Raw genomic sequence first — 20,448 nt, forward strand, 5'->3', positions numbered from 1 at the left:
GAAGGCCTTCACCCGTTCAAGATCCCTCAGCCGAGACCTCGCTCACCTGTCCACAACCTCCCCGGACAGAACACCTAGGGCATGTGCACGCCGCCGTTGACGTGCACATTCTGGCCCGTCATGAACCCACTGGCGTTACCGAGCAGAAAGGTGACGGCTCCGGCTACGTCAGCCGGTTCGGCCACCCGGCCGAGAGGCGTCTGCTTCGCTCGATCCCGGACGCTGTCATCGCTGAACAAGCCGGCGTTCATCTCCGTGTTGGTGAACCCGGGCGATACCGCGCTGACCCTGATGCCATGGCACCCCAGTACGCGTGCCGCGGCGCGCACCAGACCCAGCGCCCCTGCCTTGGCCGCCACACAATGCGCCTGATGCACCGGGCCGAGTCCGGCAGCCACCGACGACGCGACGTAGACGATGGGGCCGCCCCGGCCGCCCCTCGCGATCAGAGCACGGGCCATTGACCGGATGCACAGAAAGGCACCGGTCAGATGAACGGCGAGCATGTCATCCCACTGCGCGCGAGTCATCTCCAGAAGCGGCACGTGCAGGTCGCCGCTGCGTCCTCCTTGTCGGAGTGGGCGATCACGAGGACGCCGTCGAGATCGACGACGACCTGGCCGTCGGCGTCCGGGGCGTTCTTGCCGGCCAACGACCAGGCACGATGGCCAACTTCAGACCGTGCGGACCGGATGGCATGCAGGGCTTTGTCGCCGGAGGCGGCGAGGGTGTCGATCAGGCGGGAGATGGTCGGGTCGGAGGCGACCGGGCCGAAGACGGCCGGCTCGCACCGCAGCATCGCCACGTCCGCGAGGCAGTCCCCGCCCAGTGCGACCGCCAGGGCGACGTCCAGGAGGGCCTTGCCGGGATCGTGAACGGCCCGCGGTTTGCGCCACGGAGCCAGGGCCTGGGATATGGCCTGGTCGAGACCGGTCTTGCGGGCCGTTTCGACGAGCAGGACCGACCCGGCCTGGGAGACGACCTGGTGGCCCCCGTCCTGGACACGGACACGGGGGTAGGACCCGATTGAAGCTTCCCCTTGATCTTGGGCGACCGTGCGCCAGCGGCGGTAGCGCACTCCGGGTGTGGACGGCTGGGCCAGCGGCCCGGCCAGCACGTCGAACAGCCGCTTGAGCGGGGCCGCCCCGACCCGCGACGCAGATCGCGAAGTGCCTTCTCCGAGGGCTGCGGCACCCGGGTGGCCAGTCCGGCTGCGAGTTTGCCCCACACCAGTCCGGCGCCCAGATGCTCGAACAGCCCGAGCGCGAGGACGAAGTACACCCGGACGCGAGAGGGGAGCTTCCGAAGCCGTCGCTCGCGAGCCCCGGTCTCCTCCAGTAACCGCATCGACCAACTCGGGCGGGATGACCTGTGTTGACTCACCAATATGACCAAGCACGAACACGTCATCGGTTCCGCCCATGACAGACTTGGCCACTGGGCCTCTGCTTTCTCAGGAAGATCTTGGTCGATCCCCTGGATAGCAGAGGCCCCTTCTGTCTCCGGCACGCTTGGCACCGCCAACAGGGCCTTAACTTCGCGGCATTGGATGAGCGACCATCGCTGATGGCCGCCGACCGGTACGGGCTGTCCGGAGGGACGTGGCACACGCGATGCCTCCGGTAGGTCCGCCGCCGACAACGAGGCCGTCGGGCACTACATCTGCCTGGCGGCCTCGACCGGCAGTGCGAGTGACGCGCTGCGTGCGCCCGGGCTGCCGAGCCCCAGGAGTTGAGCCGGACGCTTCGCAGGCGCAGCTCCCTCGAGCGCCTCCGCAAGGTCCGCCGACCGGGGGCGGGCACGTTCTTCCTCGTTTCCCGGCATCTCTGCCACGAGGGTGTCACCCGGTTCGGCGTCACCAGCGCGAACACCTTCGTCACATCAGCGGCTCCACCCTCGTCGTGGCCAGGGCCAAGATGACGGCACGGGTGGTCCGGGCTTGTACGAAGGCGAGCACTGCCTCGGTCAGAGCCAGAGCGGACAGCTCGTCCTGTGCGGGGAGGGAGTCCCTGTCCGACTGGTCATCCGCGCCCGAGACGGTCCCGTCCGTAGGGCACTTCCCACCTGCGCCGTCACCGTGCTGCTCAGAGATACACCGACTGGAACTGGAGGTACGCTTCCAAGCCCTCCGGGCCGAGCTCGCTGCCCAGGCCGCTGGCCTTGACACCGCCGAAGGGAGCCGCCAGGTCGGGCAAGTAACGGTTCACACCGATGGTGCCGGTGCGCACCCGGCGAGCGACGGCTGCTCCGCGCTCGGGGTCCGAGGTCCACACGGTACCAGCGAGACCGAAGTCGGAGTCGTTGGCGATCCGGACGGCCTCGTCAACGCCGTCGTACGGCAGCACGCAGAGCACCGGGCCGAAGATCTCCTCCTGGGCTATGACAGAACGGTTGTCCACGTCTGCGAAGACCGTCGGCTCGACGAACCAGCCCTGGTCCAGACCCGCAGGACGGCCGCCACCGGTGGTCAGACGCGCACCCTCACTGCGTCCCTTCGCGATGTAGCTCTCCACCCGGTCCCGCTGCTGAGGCGTGGCCATCGGACCTACGAGAGTGCTCTCGTCGAGCGCGTTGCCGACGGGGAGGCTACGGGCGAAGTCGGTGAAGAGGTCGACGAACTCGGCGTACCGGCTTCGCGGAGCCAGGATGCGCGTGCTGAGGAAGCAGGTCTGGCCGTTGTTCACCAGTGTCGAGATCATCAACTCCTGTCCGAGCTTCGCCGGGTCCAGGTCTGCGTCCTCCAGGATGATCGCGGCTGACTTTCCGCCCAGCTCCAGTGTCACAGGCCGCAGCAGGCGCCCACAGACCTCGGCGATGGCACGCCCCGCCGCCGTGGATCCTGTGAAGGCGACCTTGTCGACCTGCGGGTGGGACACCAGGTGGGCACCCGCCTCCCGGCCACCCGGGACAATGTTGATCACGCCCGCAGGAACTCCCGCCACTTCCGCGGCCTCGGCGACCAGGAAGGCGTCCAGGACCGTCTCCGGGGACGGCTTGAACACCACCGTGCATCCGGCTGCCATCGCGGGCGCGATCTTGAAGGCGGAGAGCACCTGCGGGAAGTTCCACGGCACGATGGCCGCGACCACTCCGACAGGCACCTTGCGTACCTCGACAGAGCCCCCGAAGAATCCGCTTCTGACCTCGGAGAAGGGGATCTCGCGGGCCAGCCCGGCGTAGTAGCGCAGGACCGAGGCCGGCAAACCGCCCTCCAGCTGCCGCGAGGTCGAGATCGGCATTCCGTTCTGGCTGCTGACCGCCTGCGCGATGTTCCCGGCACGGGCTTCGAGCTCAGTGGCGAACGCCTCCATCACGTCGGCCCGGCGCGCCGGCTCCCACGTGGCCCAGCCGCCCGGCTCGTCAAACGCCCGGCGCGCCGCAGCGACCGCCGCGTCGACGTCCTGTTCCACGGCCTCGGGAACGCTGCCGAGCGAAACCCCGGTGCTCGGGTTGACCGGAGTGATGACACGGTCAGTGCTGGGGCGAACCCACTCGCCGCCGATGAACAGCTTTTCATAGCCGCGATCCATCAGTGCTCTCCTCGTGATCCGGACCCGCGCCGTCCTCGGGGATGCGGGTCTCGGCACGACCCTCACCCGAGTGGGACGTCGCAGGTCACCCCTGGGTGCACGGAGATCCGCCAGAGGATGCACAGGGGGTGCCGCCGTGAGCGGCGGTCCCGCATCACGGGGAAGCCGTGCCGGTCGGTATCCCGGCCGGTCAGGTACAGGGTTCCAAGCGAAGAGGGGAGCGGTGTCCCCTCCTGTCTGGTGAAGGGGGCACCCGGCGCTCGTCGGCCGCGGAGGCCGACTTCGGTCTGCCCCTGGTCTCTCTCCTGGTGGTCGGACTCCTCGGAAGGCGGCGGCCGAGTTCCGCACCCACGCGTCCCACACCCACAGGTGCCGGCACTACCGGAATGCCTGCTCCTGTGACAGCTTCACTTCGACCCAGATGGTCTTGCCGTTGCGCGTGTAGCGACTGCCCCATCGATGGGCGAGCTGAGCCACGATGAGAAGGCCGCGACCGCCCTCGTCGAAGACCCGGGCGCGCCGCAGGTGGGGTGCGGTGCTGCCGGCGTCGCTCACCTCGCAGATGAGCGCGGTGTCGCGGATCAGCCGTAGCCCGACAGGAGGGTGTCCGTAGCGGATGGCGTTGGTGAACAGCTCGCTGACGATGAGCTCCGCGGTGAAGGCGACTTCCTCAAGGTGTCAGTCGGCCAGGCGCGCGCAGGTCAGCTCACGCGCATGAGCGACAACCGCGGGGTCGGCGGTCAGCTCCCAGGAACCGACCTGATCGGTGCTCAACGTCTGCGTCCGGGCCAGTAGCAGGGCGGTGTCGTCGGCTCGACGTTCAGGGAGCAGGGCATGCAGGGCCCTGTCGCACGTCTCGTCCAGAGGGCGAGCCGGGTCGGCGAGCGCGTCACCGAGCGCGGCGCGTGCCGCGTCCATGTCAAGGTCCGGGCGTTCGATCAGACCGTCGGTGTAGAGGGCGAGGACGCTGCCCTCGGGACTTCGAAATCCGCGACTTCGAAGAGCAGACCACCCAGGCCGAGCGGTGGGCCGGCCGGAAGGTCCAGGAAATCCACGGTGCCGTCCGGAGTGATGAGCGCCGGAGCGGTGTGACCGGCTCGGGCCATGGAACAGCGCCGGGAGATCGGTTCGTACACCGCGTACAGACATGTGGCCCCCACCTCACCCGTAGTGCATTCGGCCGTGAGTTCGCCGTCCGACACCTCTTCGTCATCCAAGCGCAGCACGAGGTCGTCAAGTTGGGTGAGCAGCTCGTCGGGAGCCAGATCCACGTCGGCCAGGGTGCGGACCGCCGTACACAGACGACCCATCGTGGCGGAGGCTTGAATGCCGTGGCCGACCACGTTTCCCACCACGAGCGCGACTCTTGCCCCGGAGAGTGGGATGACGTCGAACCAGTCACCCCCGATACCGATGCCCGGATCGGCGGGCAGGTAGCGGGACGCGACCTCCACGGCCGCCTGGTGCGGCCCGTGGTGCGGCGGCGGAGACTTGCTTGCAGAGTGAGCGCGATTTCCCGTTCGCGGGTGTACCGGCGGGCGTTGTCGACGTACACCGCCGCCAGGCCCGCGAGCTCTTCGGCCAGCCGGAGGTCCTCGTCGTCGTAGGGCTCTGGTGTGCGGTGACGGCTGAAGAACGCAAGCCCCAAGGTCGTGCCCTGCGCGCGCAGCGGTACGACGATCACCGAGTGGATCCCGTGGGTTCGGATGCTCAGTGCCGAGTTCGGCCAGTTCCTCCGCGGTGCGGGTCAGACCGAGTGTGGTGCCGATGCGTGAGCCGGCCGCGATCAGCAGGCTCAGCCGCTGACGGGCGCGGAACTGCTCGGTCGAGTCCATCGCGGCGACCGACAGGGCGCGGGTACGTCCCGTGTGGTCCTTGACCGGGTACAGCGACGCCAGCCAGGCATGGGCGCGGGTCTCACCGGGGGTACGGACGTACGACTCCTGAAATACCACTTCTCCGGTCCGCCAGACCCACTCGGCGATCTCACCCAGGTTCTCCAGGCCTTTGATGGGCCGGCCTGTGTCGGAATGACCGAGGGGTACTCCGAGCAGTTGCGCTTCCGGCTTCCCCAATGATGCGTGTCATCGCCGTGTTCGCCGCGAGGCAGAGTCCTTGTCGGTCGAAAAGCGCCATGGGAAGCGGGAGCTGCTCCAGTGCCCACTGCTTGAGGACGGACGTGGCGGGTACGCCGTCCGCACTCGTGAGCGAATCCGCAGGCGCGCCGGGCAGAGAGACGGTGGCGAACCACCGCACTTCTCCCGACGCTTCCAGCAATGGCTGTGCCTGGCGGTGTATCCGCAGAGGGTGGCCCTCGCGGTGCAGCACGGTCAGCGGGGCGGCCCAGGCCTCCCGTTCCGCCCAGCAGCGCCGGACGGAAGGCGGAAGGGGCTCGGCGAGCAGCCGTGCCGCCGCCGTCCCCAGCACCTCGACCGGCTCGTATCCGAGCAGCTCACGTGCGCCCCTGCTTCAGGCGGTCACCACTCCCCGGGCATCCACTGCGAGCGACGCGGTCAGCCCCGGGAGCAGTTTCAGGTGGTGAGGATCGTCCGGTACGGTGACACGCTCGTTCATGACGCACCTCTCGCGGGGCTGCGCTGCCGCCGGTGATGCGGTCGTATCACCGCGGCCCTCACCCAGAGGGCTCTCCTCACCGTGTTTTCTCCAGCCATGGTGGGCGCAGTCGTGGCAGGACTCGGCCAGGCAGCTCGGACGAGGCGGTGACCTCGCCGGGCCGGATGGGGCGTGGACTCCTTGATCATCTAGGCGAGGTGTACGGGCAGCAGGCGGCCGGCCCTTCTGCCGGCGGGCAGAACCCGCACCAGTCAGACCAAGAGCCGGGTGCCTGTCAGCACCCGGCTCTTGGTCTGGGCTTCCCCGGAGATCCGCAACTTCCTGGGGAGGCACCGTCACGTGATCGGTGTGCGCCGCGCGCCATGCGACTGTCGGGCACGGGGCTGTACGGCCGAGGCCCACAGCACGTGTGCACACGCAGGGCCACGGTCGGGGGCGACGGAGAGAAACGTTTCCCGCCCCACCCCGCCGAGGCGGGGCGTCCCCTCTGTGAACGCGAAGTCGCACACTGTAGGCGGCGCCGCTACCCCTGACCAGGCCGTCGGCCATGGTAGGCGCCGTCCAGGATGAGCCGGAGCGCGGTCTCGTCGACAGCGCGGGGGTTCTCGTCGTAGCGCTTGGCCATGAGCAGGTCCACGGCATGCTCCACCTGGGTCGCCTGCATTCCCAGCGCAGCCAGGCTGGTGGACGCGCCGATCCGGTCGATGAGGCCGGCGATCCCCTCGGCTGCGGTCCGGGCGCCGAGTGCGGCCGCGATCCGGGCCGAGGCATCGACGGCCGCAGGCTCGTTGAAGGCCACGACATGCGGCAGCACGGCTGTGTGCACCTCGGCATGCGGAAGATCGAAAGCCCCACCGAGTACATGGCAGATCTTGTGGTGGAGACCGGAGCCGGTGGCCGCGAACGCCATACCGGCCAGGTGGGCACCGTAGAGAGCGTCCGAACGCGCTGCGACGTCCGCGCCGTCGCGGACGGCGGCGGGCAGCGCGCGGCCCAGTGCCAGCACCCCCTCCTCGGCGGTGAGGCGGGGGATGGGACCGATGTGGGGGAACCACAGGGCTTCGACACAGTGAGCGAGCGCGTTGACGCCGCTGGTTGCGGTGAGGGAGGGCGGGAGCGAGAAGGTGAGTTCGGGATCGTAGACAACCACGCGGGGCAGGACGGCCGGGTTCCGGCCGGTGGTCTTCTTCTCTCCGTCGGTGAGTCCCCACACCGGAGTCATCTCGGAGCCGGCGTAGGTGGTGGGTACGACGACGATGGGCAGGGGGAGGTCCAGTGCGATCGCCTTGGCGGTTCCCGTCGTCGAGCCACCGCCTATGGCGAGGACGCAGTCCGCGCGGATGTCCTTGGCCGCCGCGACGGCCGCCGCCGCGACGTCGACGGGAACATGGGGTCGGACGCCGGTGAAGATTCCGGCGACTCGTTCTCCGAGCGGGGCGGCGAGCTCTTCGGCCATGGGACGTTCGTGCTCCGTGGCCAGGAGCAGGATGTTCCGGGCTCCCAGATGGTCCATCTGGTCGGGCAGCGCGTGCCGTGCGGCGCCGGCGCCGAACACGACACGACCGGGCAGGGCATCGTAGGAGAAGGATACGGGCATATGGGGTTCTCTCGGCTTGTCTGGCGCGGACAGGTAGGGGAGGTCAGTTCCGGGTGTATTTGGCCATCTTCGCCTCGTCGAGGGAGACGCCGAGTCCCGGTGCCCGCGGTGGCCTGAGCTCGCCGTCGGTGTAGGTGATGGGGTTCTCCACGAGGTCATCGGCGAGCAGCAGGGGTCCGAAAAGCTCTGACCCGGCGCTGATGCCGGGTGCGGCGCAGAACAGGTGCACGCTGGCGGCGGTGCCGATGGAACTTTCGATGGTGGTGCCGCCGTGACAGGGGATACCGGCGGTTTCGGCGATGGTGGTGATCCGCTGGACCGCGGACAGGCCGCCGGACTTGGCCACCTTGACGGCGAAGACGTCGGCGGCACCTTCCTGGGCCAGCCTGGCGGCGTCCTGGGGGGTCAGGAGGCTTTCGTCCGCCATGAGGGGGATGGTCAGCTTCTGGGCGAGCCGGGCCATGGCAGCGGTGTTCCAGGCCGGTACGGGTTGTTCGATCATCTCGATCCCGGCGTCCTGCAGCTCCGGCAGCCAGCGCGTCGCTGCCAGTTCGTCCCACGTCCCGTTGAGGTCGACGCGCAGGCTGGTCCGGTGGGCCAGGGTCTTGGCCACGGTGGTGATGCGCCGTACGTCATCGGCCGGGTCCGCGCCCCCCATCTTGACCTTGAAACTCTGGTGGGCGCCGGTGTCCAGCCTGTGCTCGATCTCTTCGATCACCACGTCGGCGGGCTCTGCGCCGAGGGCCCAGGTGACGGGTATGGCGTCGCGGCTGAGCCCGCCGAGGAGTTCGTACAGTGGTACGCCGAGTGCCTTGCCCCGCGCGTCCCACAGAGCCATCTCGACCGCGGCCTTGGCGAAGCGGGCACCGGCGAAGGTCCGGTCGAGGAGACGGGCGAGTTGTTCGACGCGGCTTGCGTCACGGCCGGTCAGCAGCGGGGCCAGGTAGCCGTCGATGAGGTTCTTGACACCCTCGATGGACTCCCCGCCCCACCAGGGGCCGCCGGGGACGACGGCCTCACCGATTCCCTCGATCCCGTCGGCCGTACGGATCCGGACGATCACGAAGCTCTGGTGGGTGATGGTGGTGACCGCGACCTTGTGGGGCCGGATCAACGGCACGTCGAGCAGGGTCGTCCGGGCGGACTCGATCAGCAGAGAACTCATGGGTTCCCTTCCTTCGTGAGGAGTCCCCTGCGCGGTGCGCGGGGCGTGGGCGTGGTGCACCCCCGGTTACCGGCGCGGCGGCTCCAGCACGAAGTCGTAACGCGCCTCGTAGCCGCTGTCGGTCCGCTCCAACTCGACGACCAGGCCGTCGCGGACGGCGCTGGCGACATCGCTGCCGAGATAGTCCCCGTCCTTGAAGTAGAGCTGGGAGGTGAGTTCGCGGAACCCGTCGGCGCGCACCTTCAGGTGGAGGTGGGCGGGGCGGAAGAAGTGCCGGCCGAGCCCGTTCAGAACCCGGCCGGTCGGTCCCCCCTTGGGGATCTCATAGGGCGGCGGCACGATCGTGGTGACCTCGAACGAACCGTCCTCGGCGGTGGTGAAGCGTCCCCGGAGGTTCCAGTCGGGGATGTCGGGGTGGATGTTGGAGTACAGGCCGTCGGCGTCCGCTTGCCACATGTCGAGCTCGGCGCCGGCCAGCACGGTGTTGTCGGGGGTGCGGACGGTGCCCCGGAAGACCAGGGTGTCGCCCTTCTCGGCGGGTCGCTGCGGCAGGACGTGCGGGGCCTGGAGCAGCGGTGCTCCCTCCAGGTAGAACGGCCCCTCGATGGCGGCCATGCTGCCTGCCAGGTCGGCGTTGTCCACGTCGGTGGCCCCGGCCTCGAAGAACACGTCGAGGAGCAGCGACTCCTCCCCGGCCTTGATGCTGTCGATGATCAGGTCGGTCGCCTGCCGGTACTCGCTATGGGTGACACCGTGCTTGCGGATGAAATCGAGGAGCGTTCGTTCGAGATCCTCGACCACCTCGACGAATCGGGAGTTGCTCATGGCGGGCCCTTCTGCATGGGAGGGGAAAGGAGTGCGCGGGGCCGGTGCGCTGCTGGAGCCTGTCGATCCTAAAGACGCCGTCGGGACGATCCGCTCGAGGCGGGTGCGCAACTCGCGTGCGCGGGTGGCCACTGTCGTCGGTTTCCTTCGTCGCATTGCAGAACACACCTTCCGTGTGTACGCTAGGCGGACGAATAATCCGCTGTGCGTACGTACAAGCTCAGTGGAAGGCCTGTCACCATCGACTGTCAAGGGGGTCCGATGCGGAAGCCGGATGAGGAGAAGGATCTGATCCGGGCGTTGTCCCGGGGCCTTGACATGATCCTGGCCTTCTCTCACCATCGAGTCCGCATGACGCTCACCGAGGCGGCGGAAGCCACCGGGCTGAGCCGACCCACCGCCCGGCGGATCCTGCTGACCCTGCAGGACCGCGGCTATGTGCGCACCGACGGCAAGACCTTCGCGCTCACCCCGCGCGTACTGGCGCTCGGATACGCCTACCTCAGCTCGCTGAACCTCACCGAGATCACCCAGCCCTTCATGGAACGCGTTGTGCAGGCCACGGGGGAGGGCTGCTCCCTGGCGACCCTCGACGACACCGACGTGGTGTACGTGACCCGGGTTCCCACCCACCGGGTCACCAGCATCACCTTGGCGACCGGTACCAGGCTGCCCGCCCACGCCACGTCCCTCGGACACATCCTGCTGGCCGACCTCACCACCGCCGAACTCGACCGTTACCTGTCCCGCGCGGACCTGCGCCCACTCACCGCACGCACCATCCGAACCCCCGCCGAACTCATCGAACGCCTGAACCTGGTCCGCGAACAGGGCTGGGCCATGGTCGACCAGGAACTTGAGGAAGGCCTGCGCTCGATCGCCGCACCGGTGCGTGACGCCAACGGGCGGGTGATCGCGGCCATGGGCCTGTCGTCCCTCATCGCCACCACCGACGCGGACGCCGTGCGGGAGCAACTGCTGCCACCACTGCTGACCGCCACGAACGGCGTCAGCACCGAACTCGGCGCCGGACTCAACCGGATGGGGGAGCGCTGAGCCGACTGTGAGGCGAGCCATGGGACAGGCGCCGACAGAAGGAATCATCCATGCCCGACACCGACGATCACCATCCGGCCGTGAACAACAGCGCCTTCCGCGGCTTTCCCAGCTATGCCGAACTGCGTAGCCGTACTGATGCCCCCGCCGGCTCGGCCTGGGGCGTGTTCGGCTCCGACGACGAACTCGGCACACTCAACCACCTCACCCCCGAGCGCGTCCGGGCCGCGGCAGGCCTGGTACGGACCGGTGACGTCATCACGCTGGACCACCCTCTTGACGCCTTCACGCCGCCGCTGGTCCCCACCCGCAAGCCGGTGCGGCACACCCTGTTCGCCAACAACCCGTGTCACCGCGACGAGTACCTCGACAGCTTTTACACCCAGTCCAGCAGCCAGCTCGACGGCTTTCGGCACATCGGCCACCCCGAGGCGGGCTTCTACAACGGGGCCGACCCCGCCCGCTTCGTCGAGGGAGAACCGTTCCTGGGGATCAACCGCTTCACCGAGCACGGCATCGTGGGGCGTGGCGTGCTGATCGACGTCGACCGCTACCTCAAAGACCGCGGCAGTCCCATCGACCACGCCGCCGGCGAGGCCATTCCCATCACCGCGGTCGCGGAAGCGACAAGGGCGCAGGGCACCGAGCTGCGCGTCGGTGACATCCTCATGATCCGCACCGGTTGGGCTCGCTACCACCTGCACCAGCGCAGCCTTGAAGAGAGGCGGCGGAGCACCGGTCCGATCAGAGCTTCCGGGCTGGAGGCCGGCCATGACACGGTGGAATGGCTGTGGGACAACCGGTTCTCGGTCGTAGCCACCGACAACTTCGCCGTCGAGGCCTGGCCGGCCCCACCGACGTCCCCTTTCGTCACCGACTCCGAACGTCGCGGCGACATCGCCCGAGACGGGCACACCGGCCTGATGCACCGCGTGCTCATCCCCCTCCTGGGTATGGTCCTCGGCGAGCTCTGGGACCTGGACGCCCTCGCCACCCGCTGCGCCGCAGACGGCCGCTGGGACTGCATGGTGGTCTCCGCACCGCTGCACCTCACGGGTGGTGCGGGATCACCCAGCAACACGGTGGCCATTAGATAGGAGACCTTCTTGGGCACCGCCCGCGGACCACAGCCGAGGAACGCGTCCGCGCCGCGGAGGCCACGGGCCTGAGTGCCCCTCCGCTGCGTGACGGCGTCCAGAACCAGATCTGGCTGGACATGGTTCAGATCGCTCTGGGCCTGCTGGCCCGGATGCCGATGCCGACCGGCGCCAGCGGCTGGCGGGAACCCCGCTTCCTGCGACTGCGGCTGTCCTCCGCCGCTGTCCGGCTCGTCACCAGCGGCCGTCGCCACATCCTCCGCCTGGCACAGCACCAGCCCTGGACCGACAACGTGAACCGCCCCGGGTTCGCACAGACAGAGCACAGCGGCCCGGGCAGTTGCGCATCGGCGTCCCGTCTGGTTCCGAGGCCGAACAACCGGCAGTTGCGCCGGAGTCCGCCCGGTGACCGGCCCCCCGCTGTCGTCCCGCCGGCCCCGATTCCGGACGGCCCGCCGTGAGCGAGGCTCGCCCCACCAGCCGTGAGCCGTTCGCGCTGAACCAGACCTCCGCGCCGCCCGCCTTACAGGCGGTAAGTGGTGCCGCGGCGCGTGCATTGTTGGATGAGCTTGCCTTCATCGCCTACTAGTGTCCTGCGCCAGTAGTTGATCGTTAGTAGTTGCGTGACTTCTGCTGCTGGTGCGTCAGTTTCTCGTCGGGGCCCGAAGCTGGAACCGTTGCTGCTGTCTGATGACGAGCGGGCGGTGTTGGAGCGGTGGACACGGCGGGCGTCCTCGGCTCAGGCGCTGGCCCTGCGCGCGCGGATCGTGCTGGCGTGCGCGGGACCGGAGATCCCTCCGATCGTCGCGGTCGCCCGCGAATTGCGGGTGACCGCCGACACCGTCCGTAAGTGGCGGCGCCGGTTCCTCGCCGAACGGCTGGACGGCCTGGTCGACGAACCGAGGCCGGGCCGGCCACCCACCATCGGCGTCGACCAGGTGGAGTCGGTCGTGGTCACGACGCTGGAGGAAATCCCGAAGAACGCCACCCACTGGTCGCGGAAGTCGATGGCCGAACACAGCGGGCTGTCGAAATCCACCGTCGGCCGGATCTGGCGGAAGTTCCAGCTCAAGCCGCACCTGACAGACACGTTCAAGGTGTCGACGGACCCGCTGTTCGTCGAGAAGGTCTACGACGTCGTCGGCCTGTACTTCAACCCGCCCGAGGGCGCGGTGGTCCTCTCGGTGGACGAAAAGTCCCAGATCCAGGCGCTGGACCGGTCGCAGCCGGTGCTGCCGATAATGCCGGGGATGCCCGAGCGGCGCACCCACGACTACGTCCGCAACGGGCTGACCACCCTGTTCGCCGCGTTCGATGTCGCCACCGGCGAGGTCATCAGTGCCCTGCACCGCCGGCACCGGGCGGCGGAGTTCAAGAAGTTCCTGATCAGGATCGACAAGGAGGTGCCCGTACACCTCCAGGTCCATCTGATCTGCGACAACTGTGAGACTCGTGGGGTGCCGTCGGGGGCCGGAGCCTGACCCGTGCGACAACTGGCCTCAGCTGCCTTGGAGTAGATCTGTCGGCTCCGGTCCCCTGCGGCGCGCGCTGCCGCCGACCCGCTGGACGTGTCCCGATAGGGGCTTTGCTGCACAAAGCACCGTCACAGTTCTGACCGCCCACCGGACCGGCGTCGGCCACCAGCCCCAGTCCGAGGAGCCTTGTGACCGTCACCAGCATGCCCCAGCCCACGCTGCCGACGCAGCATGTCCCGGACCTGGCAGAGGACGTGATCTTGGGGGTCGATACCCACAAGGACGTCCACGTCGCGGCCGTGATCACCACGCTGGGAGCCTCACTCGCCCACCAGGAGTTCCCCACCACCGCCGTCGGATATCGCCAACTCATTGCCTGGGCAGGGTCGTTCGGCGTCGTGCGTCGTGCCGGTGTCGAGTGCACTGGATCTTACGGGGCCACACTGACCAGGGCTCTGAGTCGGGCGGGCATCGACGTCGTCGAGGTCAACCAGCCCGACCGCGCCACCCGGCGCAAGCGCGGCAAGACCGATGCCATCGACGCGGATGCGGCCGCTCGCGCAGTCCTGTCGGGACGCGCCACGGTCACCCCCAAGACCGCGGACGGCCCTGCGGCGGACATGCGTGTCCTGCGGCTGGCCAAGGAATCGGCGATCAAGGCCCGCACTCAGGCGATGAACCAGCTCAAGGCCGTCCTGCTGGACATCGACCCCAACCTGCGCGATCTGCTCACCGGCCTGACCAACCCGGCTCTGGTCGCCACCTGCGCGGCACTCGTCGACGAGCGGGACGCGGCAGTCTTCACCATGCGCCTGCTCGCTATACGGATCCAGCACCTGTCCGCGGAGGTCAAGGAGCTGACCCGCCGCACCACCCAGGCCGTCCGCTCCTGCCGACCTCAGATGCTGGACCTGGTCGGCGTCGGCCCCGACAGCGCCGCCGTCCTACTCATCGCCGCAGGTGACAACCCTGACCGCCTCACGGACGAGGCATCCTTCGCTGCACTGTGCGGCGTCAGCCCGGTCGAACAGTCCTCCGGCAAGACCCAGCGCCGGCGCCTGAATCGCGGTGGTAACCGGCAGGCCAACGCCGCCCTCTACCGCATCGTGATGACCCGCATACGCTGGGACGAACGCACTCAGGCCTACCTGCAACGACGCACCGCCGAAGGCATGTCCAAGCGCGAGAGAGCAATGCTCAGGACTTGTGGATCAGCTCCTCTGGAGGACGCGCGAAGGGCGTACCTTCCCGAGTGAGTGATCGTCAAGTCACCGAGTAGGCCCGCGCTGCGAACGCGGGTCGGGAAGGCACGCCCGTGCTCAGCGTAGTCAACGAAGACGGCACCACCGAGGCCGGTTCCCTGATCGACGAGATCGTCCGCGAGGGTGCTCGGCGGATGCTGGCCGCCGCCCTGGAGGCGGAGGTGGACCAGTACATAGCCGAGCTCGCCGGGCAGCGTGACGAGGCCGGTCGCCGGCTGGTGGTCCGCAACGGGCGGCACCGGCCGCGGACCGTGACCACGGCTGCTGGGCCGGTCGAGGTGGCCGTCCCGCGCGTGAACGACAAGCGGGTCGACGAGACGACGGGTGAACGTCAGCGGTTCTCCTCGAAGATCCTGGCGCCGTGGTGCCGGAAGTCCCCGAAGATCAGCGAGGTGCTGCCGCTGCTCTATCTCCACGGCCTGTCGTCGGGCGACTTCGTGCCCGCGATGGAACAGTTCCTGGGCTCCTCGGCCAGGCTGTCGCCGGCCACGGTGACCCGGCTGACGCAGCAGTGGACCGCCGACCACGCCGCCTACCAGCGCCGTGACCTGGCCGGATCCGACTACGTCTACGTCTGGGCCGACGGCGTCCATCCCAAGATCCGCTTGTCCCAGACGCACTCCTGCCTCCTGGTCCTGATGGGCGTCCGCGTCGACGGCACCAAGGAACTCATCGCGATCACCGAGGGCCTGCGCGAGTCCACCGAGTCCTGGGCGGACCTGCTGCGCGACTGCCGGCGGCGCGGGATGCGCGACCCGATGCTCGTGGTCGGCGACGGTGCGATGGGCATGTGGAGGGCGCTGGCGGAGGTGTTTCCGCAGGCCAGGCACCAGAGGTGTTGGGTTCACAAAACAAGGAACGTCTCGAACGCGCTGCCGAAGTCCGCACAGCCCGGCGCGAAGAAGGCTCTGCAGGAGATCTACAACGCCGAGGACCGTGCGCACGCCGAGAAGGCGGTCACCGCGTTCGAGAAGGCGTACGGGGCGAAGTTCCCCAAGGCCGTCAAGAAGATCACCGACGAGGTCGACGAGCTGCTGGCGTTCTACGACTTCCCCGCCGAGCACTGGGTCCATCTCAGGACGACGAATCCGATCGAGTCGACCTTCTCCACCGTGAAGCTTCGGACCAAGGTCACCCGCGGCGCCGGCAGCCCGGCCGCGGCCCTCGCGATGGTCTTCAAACTCGTCGAATCCGCCCAGGCCCGCTGGCGAGCGGTCACCGCACCGCACCTCGTCGCCCTCGCCCGAGCCGGCGCCCGCTTCGAGAACGGCCTCCTCGTTGAACGAGACGAGACCCACGCAGCGTGATCCACCTCAACTGATCCACAGGTCTTGACAATTACTCGCGCGAGAGAGATCACCCGCTGCCTCAAACGGTATGTGGCCCGCGAGCTCTACCGGCACATCCAGCCTCCGCCGGTCACACAGGCACCTTCAGCCGCTTGACGAAACATAGGGGCATCTACGGCACCCACAAGACCCCCGCGGTCAAGACCTGGCTGGCCAGACACCCGCGGTTTCACATGCACTTCACTCCGACCGGATCCTCCTGGATCAACTAGGTCGAGCGGTGGTTCGGCTTCCTGGCCGACCAGAAGATCCGCCGCGGCGCACACAAGAACGTCCAGACTCTCGAGGCCGACATCCGCGCCTGGGTCAAGGAGTGGAACGAGGACCCCAAGCCGTTCATCTGGACCAAAACAGCCGAGGAAATCCTCGAATCCCTCGCCCGCTTCTGCCGACGAATCTCTGGCGCAGGACACTAGGCTGAGGCCGTGATGCGCCGATCAGGTCAGGCGGCCGCCCTCAGCGAGGTGGCCGACATCATCGCCGCTCAGCGGCAGTCGCTGGCCGAGGCGGCTCTGGAGGCCATGCGGGCAGAGATTCCCGGCTACGCCGCCCTCGCGAACGAAGCGCTGCTGGCCGACGTGGTGGCCCACGTGACGGAGGCGGTCGACGCGCTCAGCGACAGCCTGGCTCGCGGCCGTCCGGTCACGGACGACAACGTGGCGTTCGTCCGCCCGCATGCCGCGCGGCGGGCCCGGCAGGGCATGCCCCTCGTCGATTTCATGCACGCGCTGCGCATCGCGCACCGCCTGATGTGGGAGGCGATCGCCGACTGGGCGGTGCACACGACCGGCGGGCGTGACGTTGCGCTGGAAGCGTGCGGACTGGTCATGGAACTGATCAATCGGGGCAGTACGGTCGCGGCCCGGGCTTATCTGACCGAGGAACAGTTCCTGGCCGTGGAAGGCGACCGGGTGCGCCGGGACCTGCTCGAAGATCTGATCGCAGGACGGGAGCCGACGCCGGGACCACGACTGACCGCGGCCACGAAGGCCGGGCTGCATCCCGACACGGCGTGCGCCGTGGTGGTCGCGGTCCCCGTGGGTCCCGTCGACGACCCCTACAGCCTCCGCTCCGCCGCCTCGCTTCTGGGGCAGGCCACAGGCGACCCGGCTCGTGCGCTGACCGTGCTGCGGCAGGACGAGATCGTGATCGTGCGGGCCCTGCGTGACGGCGCCGGCAGCGTGTCCGGGGAACCCGTGAGGACGGCCTGGCGGACGCTCGCCGACCGGGGGACACGGCTGGCGGTGGGCATCAGCACGCGGTACGACACCGTCATCGACCTGGGGAAGGCGTACCACGAGGCCGTCTCCGCGCTGGGCACTCTTCCGCCGGAGGGTGGTGTTGTCTGCCTGTCCGATCTCAGCGTGCTCGACTACCTGACGCTCCGAGCGGACGAGACCGCCGCTCGGATCGTGCCGGCGGCGCTCCGCACCTTCGTGGCCGAGGACTCCAGGGGAGACGGCACCCTGATCAGGACCGTGGAGGAGTACGCGGCCAGCGATCTGAACGTGAAGGCCGCGGCCCAGCGACTCGGTGTCCACATCAACACCGCGCATCACCGTCTGGCCCGTGTCGAGGAACGGACGGGGTGCGACCTGCGCAGACTCACCGACCTCCAGCAGTTGCTGATCGCGATCAAACTGTTCGGGTGCGGCTCCGGGGGGTGACCCGATCACCTCAACCGGTGGAGGCCCGATCACTTCCCTCCACAGTGGTGTGATCCGATCACAGCGCATCGGCTGCTTTGTTGGGTGTCATGCCCGATGCCCTGCGCGCCACGGATGTCTAGCGTTGCCGTCGTCGAACCCGCGCGTCACGCCGCGGCTCTGTCGGCGCCGCCGTATCCGTGCGCGTCGGGCCTGTCGAGCGTGAGTTCCGGGACGAGTCGATCGACGGGAACCGAGCCAGATGACCGACCCCACCTCCGTACCCGCCTCGCTGTGCGACGCCTTCCAGCGCACGGCAGCCGTCGCGCCCGACACGGTGGCTCTGCGCACCGTGAACGCGACGCTGACCGTCACCTGGCGGGCCCTCGCCGAGGACGTACGCCTCCTGGCGGCCGGACTGGCCGAGCTCGGAGTCAGGCGCGGTGACACCGTCGCACTGCTGATGACCAACCGGGTCGAGTTCTTCCCCGTCGACCTCGCGGCTCAGCATCTGGGCGCCATCCCCTTCTCCGTCTACAACACTCTGCCGGCGGCCCAACTGGCCCACGTCCTGCACAATTCCGGAAGCAGGGTGTTGGTGTGCGAAACCCAGTACCTCCCCGTCGTCCGGGAATCCGGCATAGCCGTCGAGCACCTCATCCTGGTGGACGACGAAGAGGCGAAGCCGGCGGCAGGCACCCTCAGGTTGGAAACCCTCCGTGCCCGGGGCCGGGCGAACACCTCGTTCGACTTCGACGCGGCCTGGCGCGCCGTCCAGCCGGACGACGTGCTCACCCTGATCTACACCTCGGGCACGACCGGCCCATCGAAGGGCGTCGAGATCACGCACGCCAACGTGCTCGCCCAAGCCGCGGGAGTGGCACAGGTACTGGACTTCCGCTTCGGCGACCGGACCACCTCCTACCTTCCTTCCGCGCATGTCGTCGACCGCTTCACCTGCCTGTACGCACAGGCGATCTTCGGTGTGCAGGTCACGGTGGTGCCCGACATCAAGGAGATCGGCAAGGCGCTGCCGGACTGTCGGCCGACGATCTGGTGCGCTGTTCCCAGGGTCTGGAACAAGATCAAGCAGGCCGTGGAGCTGGGCATCGAGAACGAGCCGGACGCGGCCCGGCGGGGGGCTGTCGGGACGGCGCTGGAGACAGGCCTCAGACGTACGCGCCTGCTGCAGGCGGGCAAGCCGGTCGACGACGAGCTCGCCGCCGCGTATGCCGAGGCGGACGCCGGCGTCCTGTCGGCCCTGCGGTCCCGTCTGGGGCTGGACCAGGTGCGGTGGGCGGTGACCGGCGCGGCACCCACGCCGCCGGCGACCCTCGAATTCTTGGCGGCGCTCGGCGTCCCCATCTGCGAGGGCTGGGGCATGTCCGAGCTCAGCTGCTTCGGTGCCGTCAGCCCGCCCGCGCGGGCACGCTTCGGCACCATCGGCACGCTGCTGCCCGGCCTGGAAGCACGCCGGGCCGCCGACGGCGAACTCCTGGTGCGGGGGCCGTCGATGGCGAAGGGGTACCGCAACGACCCCGACCGGACCCGCGAAGCCTTCGACCGGGACGGCTGGTTCCACACCGGCGACGTCATCGTGTCCGACGCAGACGACTACCTGACCATCGTCGACCGCAAGAAGGACCTGATCATCAACGAAGGGGGCAAGAACATCTCGCCCGTCACGGTCGAGACGGCCCTCACCACCGCCAGTCCCCTGATCGGCACCGCAGTGGCCATCGGCGACAGCCGCCCCTACATCACCGCGCTGCTCGTCCTGGACGCCGAGGCGGCAGCGGCCTTCGCCGCCGGGCACGGGCTGCAGCCGGACCCGCGCTCCCTGGTCCGCAACCCCCTGCTGATCGGCGCCTTGCGAGCCGCGGTGGCCGAGGGCAACAGCCGGCTGGCACGTGTGGAGCAGGTCAAGCGCTTCCGGGTGATTCCTGCGTATTGGGACGCGACGAGCGATGAACTCACCGCCACCTTGAAGCTCAAGCGGCAGAAGGTCGCCGAGAAGTACGACACGGACATCGCCGCACTGTACGCCGACCCGATCCCCTCCGACATCCACGAGCCGGCCGACCGCTGACCGGCCCCAACCGCCCAGCCAAGAAAGAAAGAGGGAGGTGAGCGGGCATGAAGTGGAAGCCTTCAGCCGGCAGCGCCGAGCATGCACCATCCCCGCGAGGCCCCGTCCGACGCCGGCTCGCGATCTCAGGATCTCTGATCCTCGCGGCAGGGCTCTGCGCCGTGCCGGTCCACGGGGCGAGCGCAGCCGCAAACACAAGGCCCGGCCAGCCGGTCCGGTCCTGCGAGAGCCTCACGGCTCTGCGCTTTCCGGACGGCACGACGGTCACCAGCGCCTCGCAGACCACCACCACTCCGGCGATCTGCAACGTCGAACTGCTGGTTCCCCAGAACATCCACATGCGCGTGTCACTGCCCGTCGACACCTGGAACGGGCGCTTCCAGGGCGTGGGAGGCGGTGGCTTCGACGGCTCCATCCCGGACACGGAGAGCACGGCGAAAACCGGTTACGCCGCCGCGGGTTCCGACTCCGGCCATACCGCCGACTCCAGCGACGCCTCGTGGGCCTGGTCCCCGACCGGCATGAACGCGTCCCTGATCAACGACTTCATCTCGCGTGCGCTGCACGAGACGACTGTCAAGGGCAAGGCCGTCACCCAGGCGTTCTACGGCAAGTCGCCCACCTACTCGTACTGGAACGGCTGCTCGAACGGCGGCAGGGAAGGTCTCCAGGAAGCGCAGGTCCAGCCCCGCGACTATCGCGTACTCGGTGTCCCTGTCGGTGATCGTGGCCGTGCTGGTGATGCCCCTGGTGGGCGCCGCCGCCGACCGCAGCGGCCGCAAG

General features: G+C 68.7%; 14 protein-coding genes and 7 pseudogenes. 10 read left to right on the forward strand and 11 right to left on the reverse strand.

Annotation, left to right across the window (positions count from 1 at the left end; translation table 11 throughout):
- Positions 1–74: 74 nt before the first annotated feature.
- From ABZT02_RS36240 to ABZT02_RS36290, 11 genes and pseudogenes are all read right to left on the reverse strand, one after another.
- On the reverse strand, positions 75–530 hold the full coding sequence (locus ABZT02_RS36240) for an SDR family oxidoreductase (protein ID WP_356025377.1): 456 nt from the start codon (positions 528–530) through the stop codon (positions 75–77).
- A 20-nt stretch (positions 531–550) separates the two neighbouring features.
- A pseudogene (locus ABZT02_RS36245) lies at positions 551–1,027 on the reverse strand (transposase); the annotation flags it as partial.
- A gap of 15 nt (positions 1,028–1,042) precedes the next feature.
- A pseudogene (locus tag ABZT02_RS36250) lies at positions 1,043–1,423 on the reverse strand (transposase domain-containing protein); the annotation flags it as partial.
- A 661-nt stretch (positions 1,424–2,084) separates the two neighbouring features.
- A complete protein-coding gene (locus ABZT02_RS36255; protein WP_356025379.1) occupies positions 2,085–3,530 on the reverse strand; it encodes an aldehyde dehydrogenase in 1,446 nt (481 codons plus the stop codon).
- A gap of 378 nt (positions 3,531–3,908) precedes the next feature.
- Complete coding sequence (locus ABZT02_RS36260; RefSeq protein WP_356025409.1) at positions 3,909–4,175, reverse strand: ATP-binding protein; 267 nt, start codon at positions 4,173–4,175, stop codon at positions 3,909–3,911.
- Between the two features lie 33 nt (positions 4,176–4,208).
- Positions 4,209–4,984 (reverse strand): annotated as a pseudogene (locus ABZT02_RS36265) (PP2C family protein-serine/threonine phosphatase).
- Positions 4,985–5,136: 152 nt separating this feature from the next.
- Positions 5,137–5,214, reverse strand: a pseudogene (locus ABZT02_RS36270) (hypothetical protein); the annotation flags it as partial.
- A gap of 302 nt (positions 5,215–5,516) precedes the next feature.
- A complete protein-coding gene (locus tag ABZT02_RS36275) occupies positions 5,517–5,957 on the reverse strand; it encodes a hypothetical protein (RefSeq protein ID WP_356025381.1) in 441 nt (146 codons plus the stop codon).
- A 670-nt stretch (positions 5,958–6,627) separates the two neighbouring features.
- The gene (locus ABZT02_RS36280) at positions 6,628–7,701 is read right to left on the reverse strand and encodes a maleylacetate reductase (protein ID WP_356025383.1); all 1,074 of its coding nucleotides are present in this window, start codon (positions 7,699–7,701) and stop codon (positions 6,628–6,630) included.
- Positions 7,702–7,744: 43 nt separating this feature from the next.
- On the reverse strand, positions 7,745–8,866 hold the full coding sequence (locus ABZT02_RS36285; RefSeq protein ID WP_356025385.1) for a muconate cycloisomerase family protein: 1,122 nt from the start codon (positions 8,864–8,866) through the stop codon (positions 7,745–7,747).
- Positions 8,867–8,932: 66 nt separating this feature from the next.
- Positions 8,933–9,691, reverse strand: a complete 759-nt coding sequence (locus ABZT02_RS36290) for a dioxygenase (protein WP_356025387.1) — start codon at positions 9,689–9,691, stop codon at positions 8,933–8,935.
- Between the two features lie 261 nt (positions 9,692–9,952).
- On the opposite strand from ABZT02_RS36290, the gene ABZT02_RS36295 reads away from it, so the two are divergent.
- From ABZT02_RS36295 to ABZT02_RS36340, 10 genes and pseudogenes are all read left to right on the forward strand, one after another.
- Positions 9,953–10,747, forward strand: coding sequence for an IclR family transcriptional regulator C-terminal domain-containing protein (locus ABZT02_RS36295; RefSeq protein ID WP_356025389.1), 795 nt, complete (start codon positions 9,953–9,955; stop codon positions 10,745–10,747).
- A 50-nt stretch (positions 10,748–10,797) separates the two neighbouring features.
- Positions 10,798–11,844, forward strand: a complete 1,047-nt coding sequence (locus ABZT02_RS36300) for a cyclase family protein (protein ID WP_356025391.1) — start codon at positions 10,798–10,800, stop codon at positions 11,842–11,844.
- The gene (locus tag ABZT02_RS36305) at positions 11,841–12,305 is read left to right on the forward strand and encodes a transposase (RefSeq protein ID WP_356025411.1); all 465 of its coding nucleotides are present in this window, start codon (positions 11,841–11,843) and stop codon (positions 12,303–12,305) included. The genes ABZT02_RS36300 and ABZT02_RS36305 overlap by 4 nt, the downstream gene beginning before the upstream one ends.
- A gap of 207 nt (positions 12,306–12,512) precedes the next feature.
- Positions 12,513–13,286: pseudogene (locus ABZT02_RS36310) on the forward strand (IS630 family transposase); the annotation flags it as partial.
- Positions 13,287–13,522: 236 nt separating this feature from the next.
- Complete coding sequence (locus ABZT02_RS36315) at positions 13,523–14,575, forward strand: IS110 family transposase (protein WP_356025393.1); 1,053 nt, start codon at positions 13,523–13,525, stop codon at positions 14,573–14,575.
- A 59-nt stretch (positions 14,576–14,634) separates the two neighbouring features.
- A complete protein-coding gene (locus ABZT02_RS36320) occupies positions 14,635–15,888 on the forward strand; it encodes an IS256 family transposase (RefSeq protein ID WP_356025395.1) in 1,254 nt (417 codons plus the stop codon).
- A 161-nt stretch (positions 15,889–16,049) separates the two neighbouring features.
- Positions 16,050–16,346: pseudogene (locus tag ABZT02_RS36325) on the forward strand (transposase); the annotation flags it as partial.
- 12 nt (positions 16,347–16,358) lie between these two features.
- On the forward strand, positions 16,359–17,597 hold the full coding sequence (locus ABZT02_RS36330) for a helix-turn-helix domain-containing protein (protein WP_356025397.1): 1,239 nt from the start codon (positions 16,359–16,361) through the stop codon (positions 17,595–17,597).
- Between the two features lie 241 nt (positions 17,598–17,838).
- Positions 17,839–19,665: an AMP-binding protein gene (locus tag ABZT02_RS36335; RefSeq protein WP_356025399.1), complete on the forward strand. Its 1,827-nt coding sequence runs from the start codon at positions 17,839–17,841 to the stop codon at positions 19,663–19,665.
- 338 nt (positions 19,666–20,003) lie between these two features.
- Positions 20,004–20,303, forward strand: a pseudogene (locus ABZT02_RS36340) (tannase/feruloyl esterase family alpha/beta hydrolase); the annotation flags it as partial.
- Between the last annotated feature and the right edge of the window lie 145 nt (positions 20,304–20,448).

This window comes from Streptomyces sp. NPDC005402 (genome assembly GCF_040606575.1).
Taxonomy (GTDB): Bacteria; Actinomycetota; Actinomycetes; order Streptomycetales; family Streptomycetaceae; genus Streptomyces.

Excerpts from the sequence above, each read along its gene's own strand:
- ABZT02_RS36240 (WP_356025377.1), bottom strand. The coding sequence starts at position 530 with ATGACTCGCGCGCAGTGGGATGACATGCTCGCCGTTCATCTGACCGGT.
- ABZT02_RS36255 (WP_356025379.1), bottom strand. The coding sequence starts at position 3,530 with ATGGATCGCGGCTATGAAAAGCTGTTCATCGGCGGCGAGTGGGTTCGC.
- ABZT02_RS36280 (WP_356025383.1), bottom strand. The coding sequence starts at position 7,701 with ATGCCCGTATCCTTCTCCTACGATGCCCTGCCCGGTCGTGTCGTGTTC.
- ABZT02_RS36285 (WP_356025385.1), bottom strand. The coding sequence starts at position 8,866 with ATGAGTTCTCTGCTGATCGAGTCCGCCCGGACGACCCTGCTCGACGTG.
- ABZT02_RS36290 (WP_356025387.1), bottom strand. The coding sequence starts at position 9,691 with ATGAGCAACTCCCGATTCGTCGAGGTGGTCGAGGATCTCGAACGAACG.
- ABZT02_RS36295 (WP_356025389.1), top strand. The coding sequence starts at position 9,953 with ATGCGGAAGCCGGATGAGGAGAAGGATCTGATCCGGGCGTTGTCCCGG.
- ABZT02_RS36300 (WP_356025391.1), top strand. The coding sequence starts at position 10,798 with ATGCCCGACACCGACGATCACCATCCGGCCGTGAACAACAGCGCCTTC.
- ABZT02_RS36315 (WP_356025393.1), top strand. The coding sequence starts at position 13,523 with ATGCCCCAGCCCACGCTGCCGACGCAGCATGTCCCGGACCTGGCAGAG.
- ABZT02_RS36330 (WP_356025397.1), top strand. The coding sequence starts at position 16,359 with ATGCGCCGATCAGGTCAGGCGGCCGCCCTCAGCGAGGTGGCCGACATC.
- ABZT02_RS36335 (WP_356025399.1), top strand. The coding sequence starts at position 17,839 with ATGACCGACCCCACCTCCGTACCCGCCTCGCTGTGCGACGCCTTCCAG.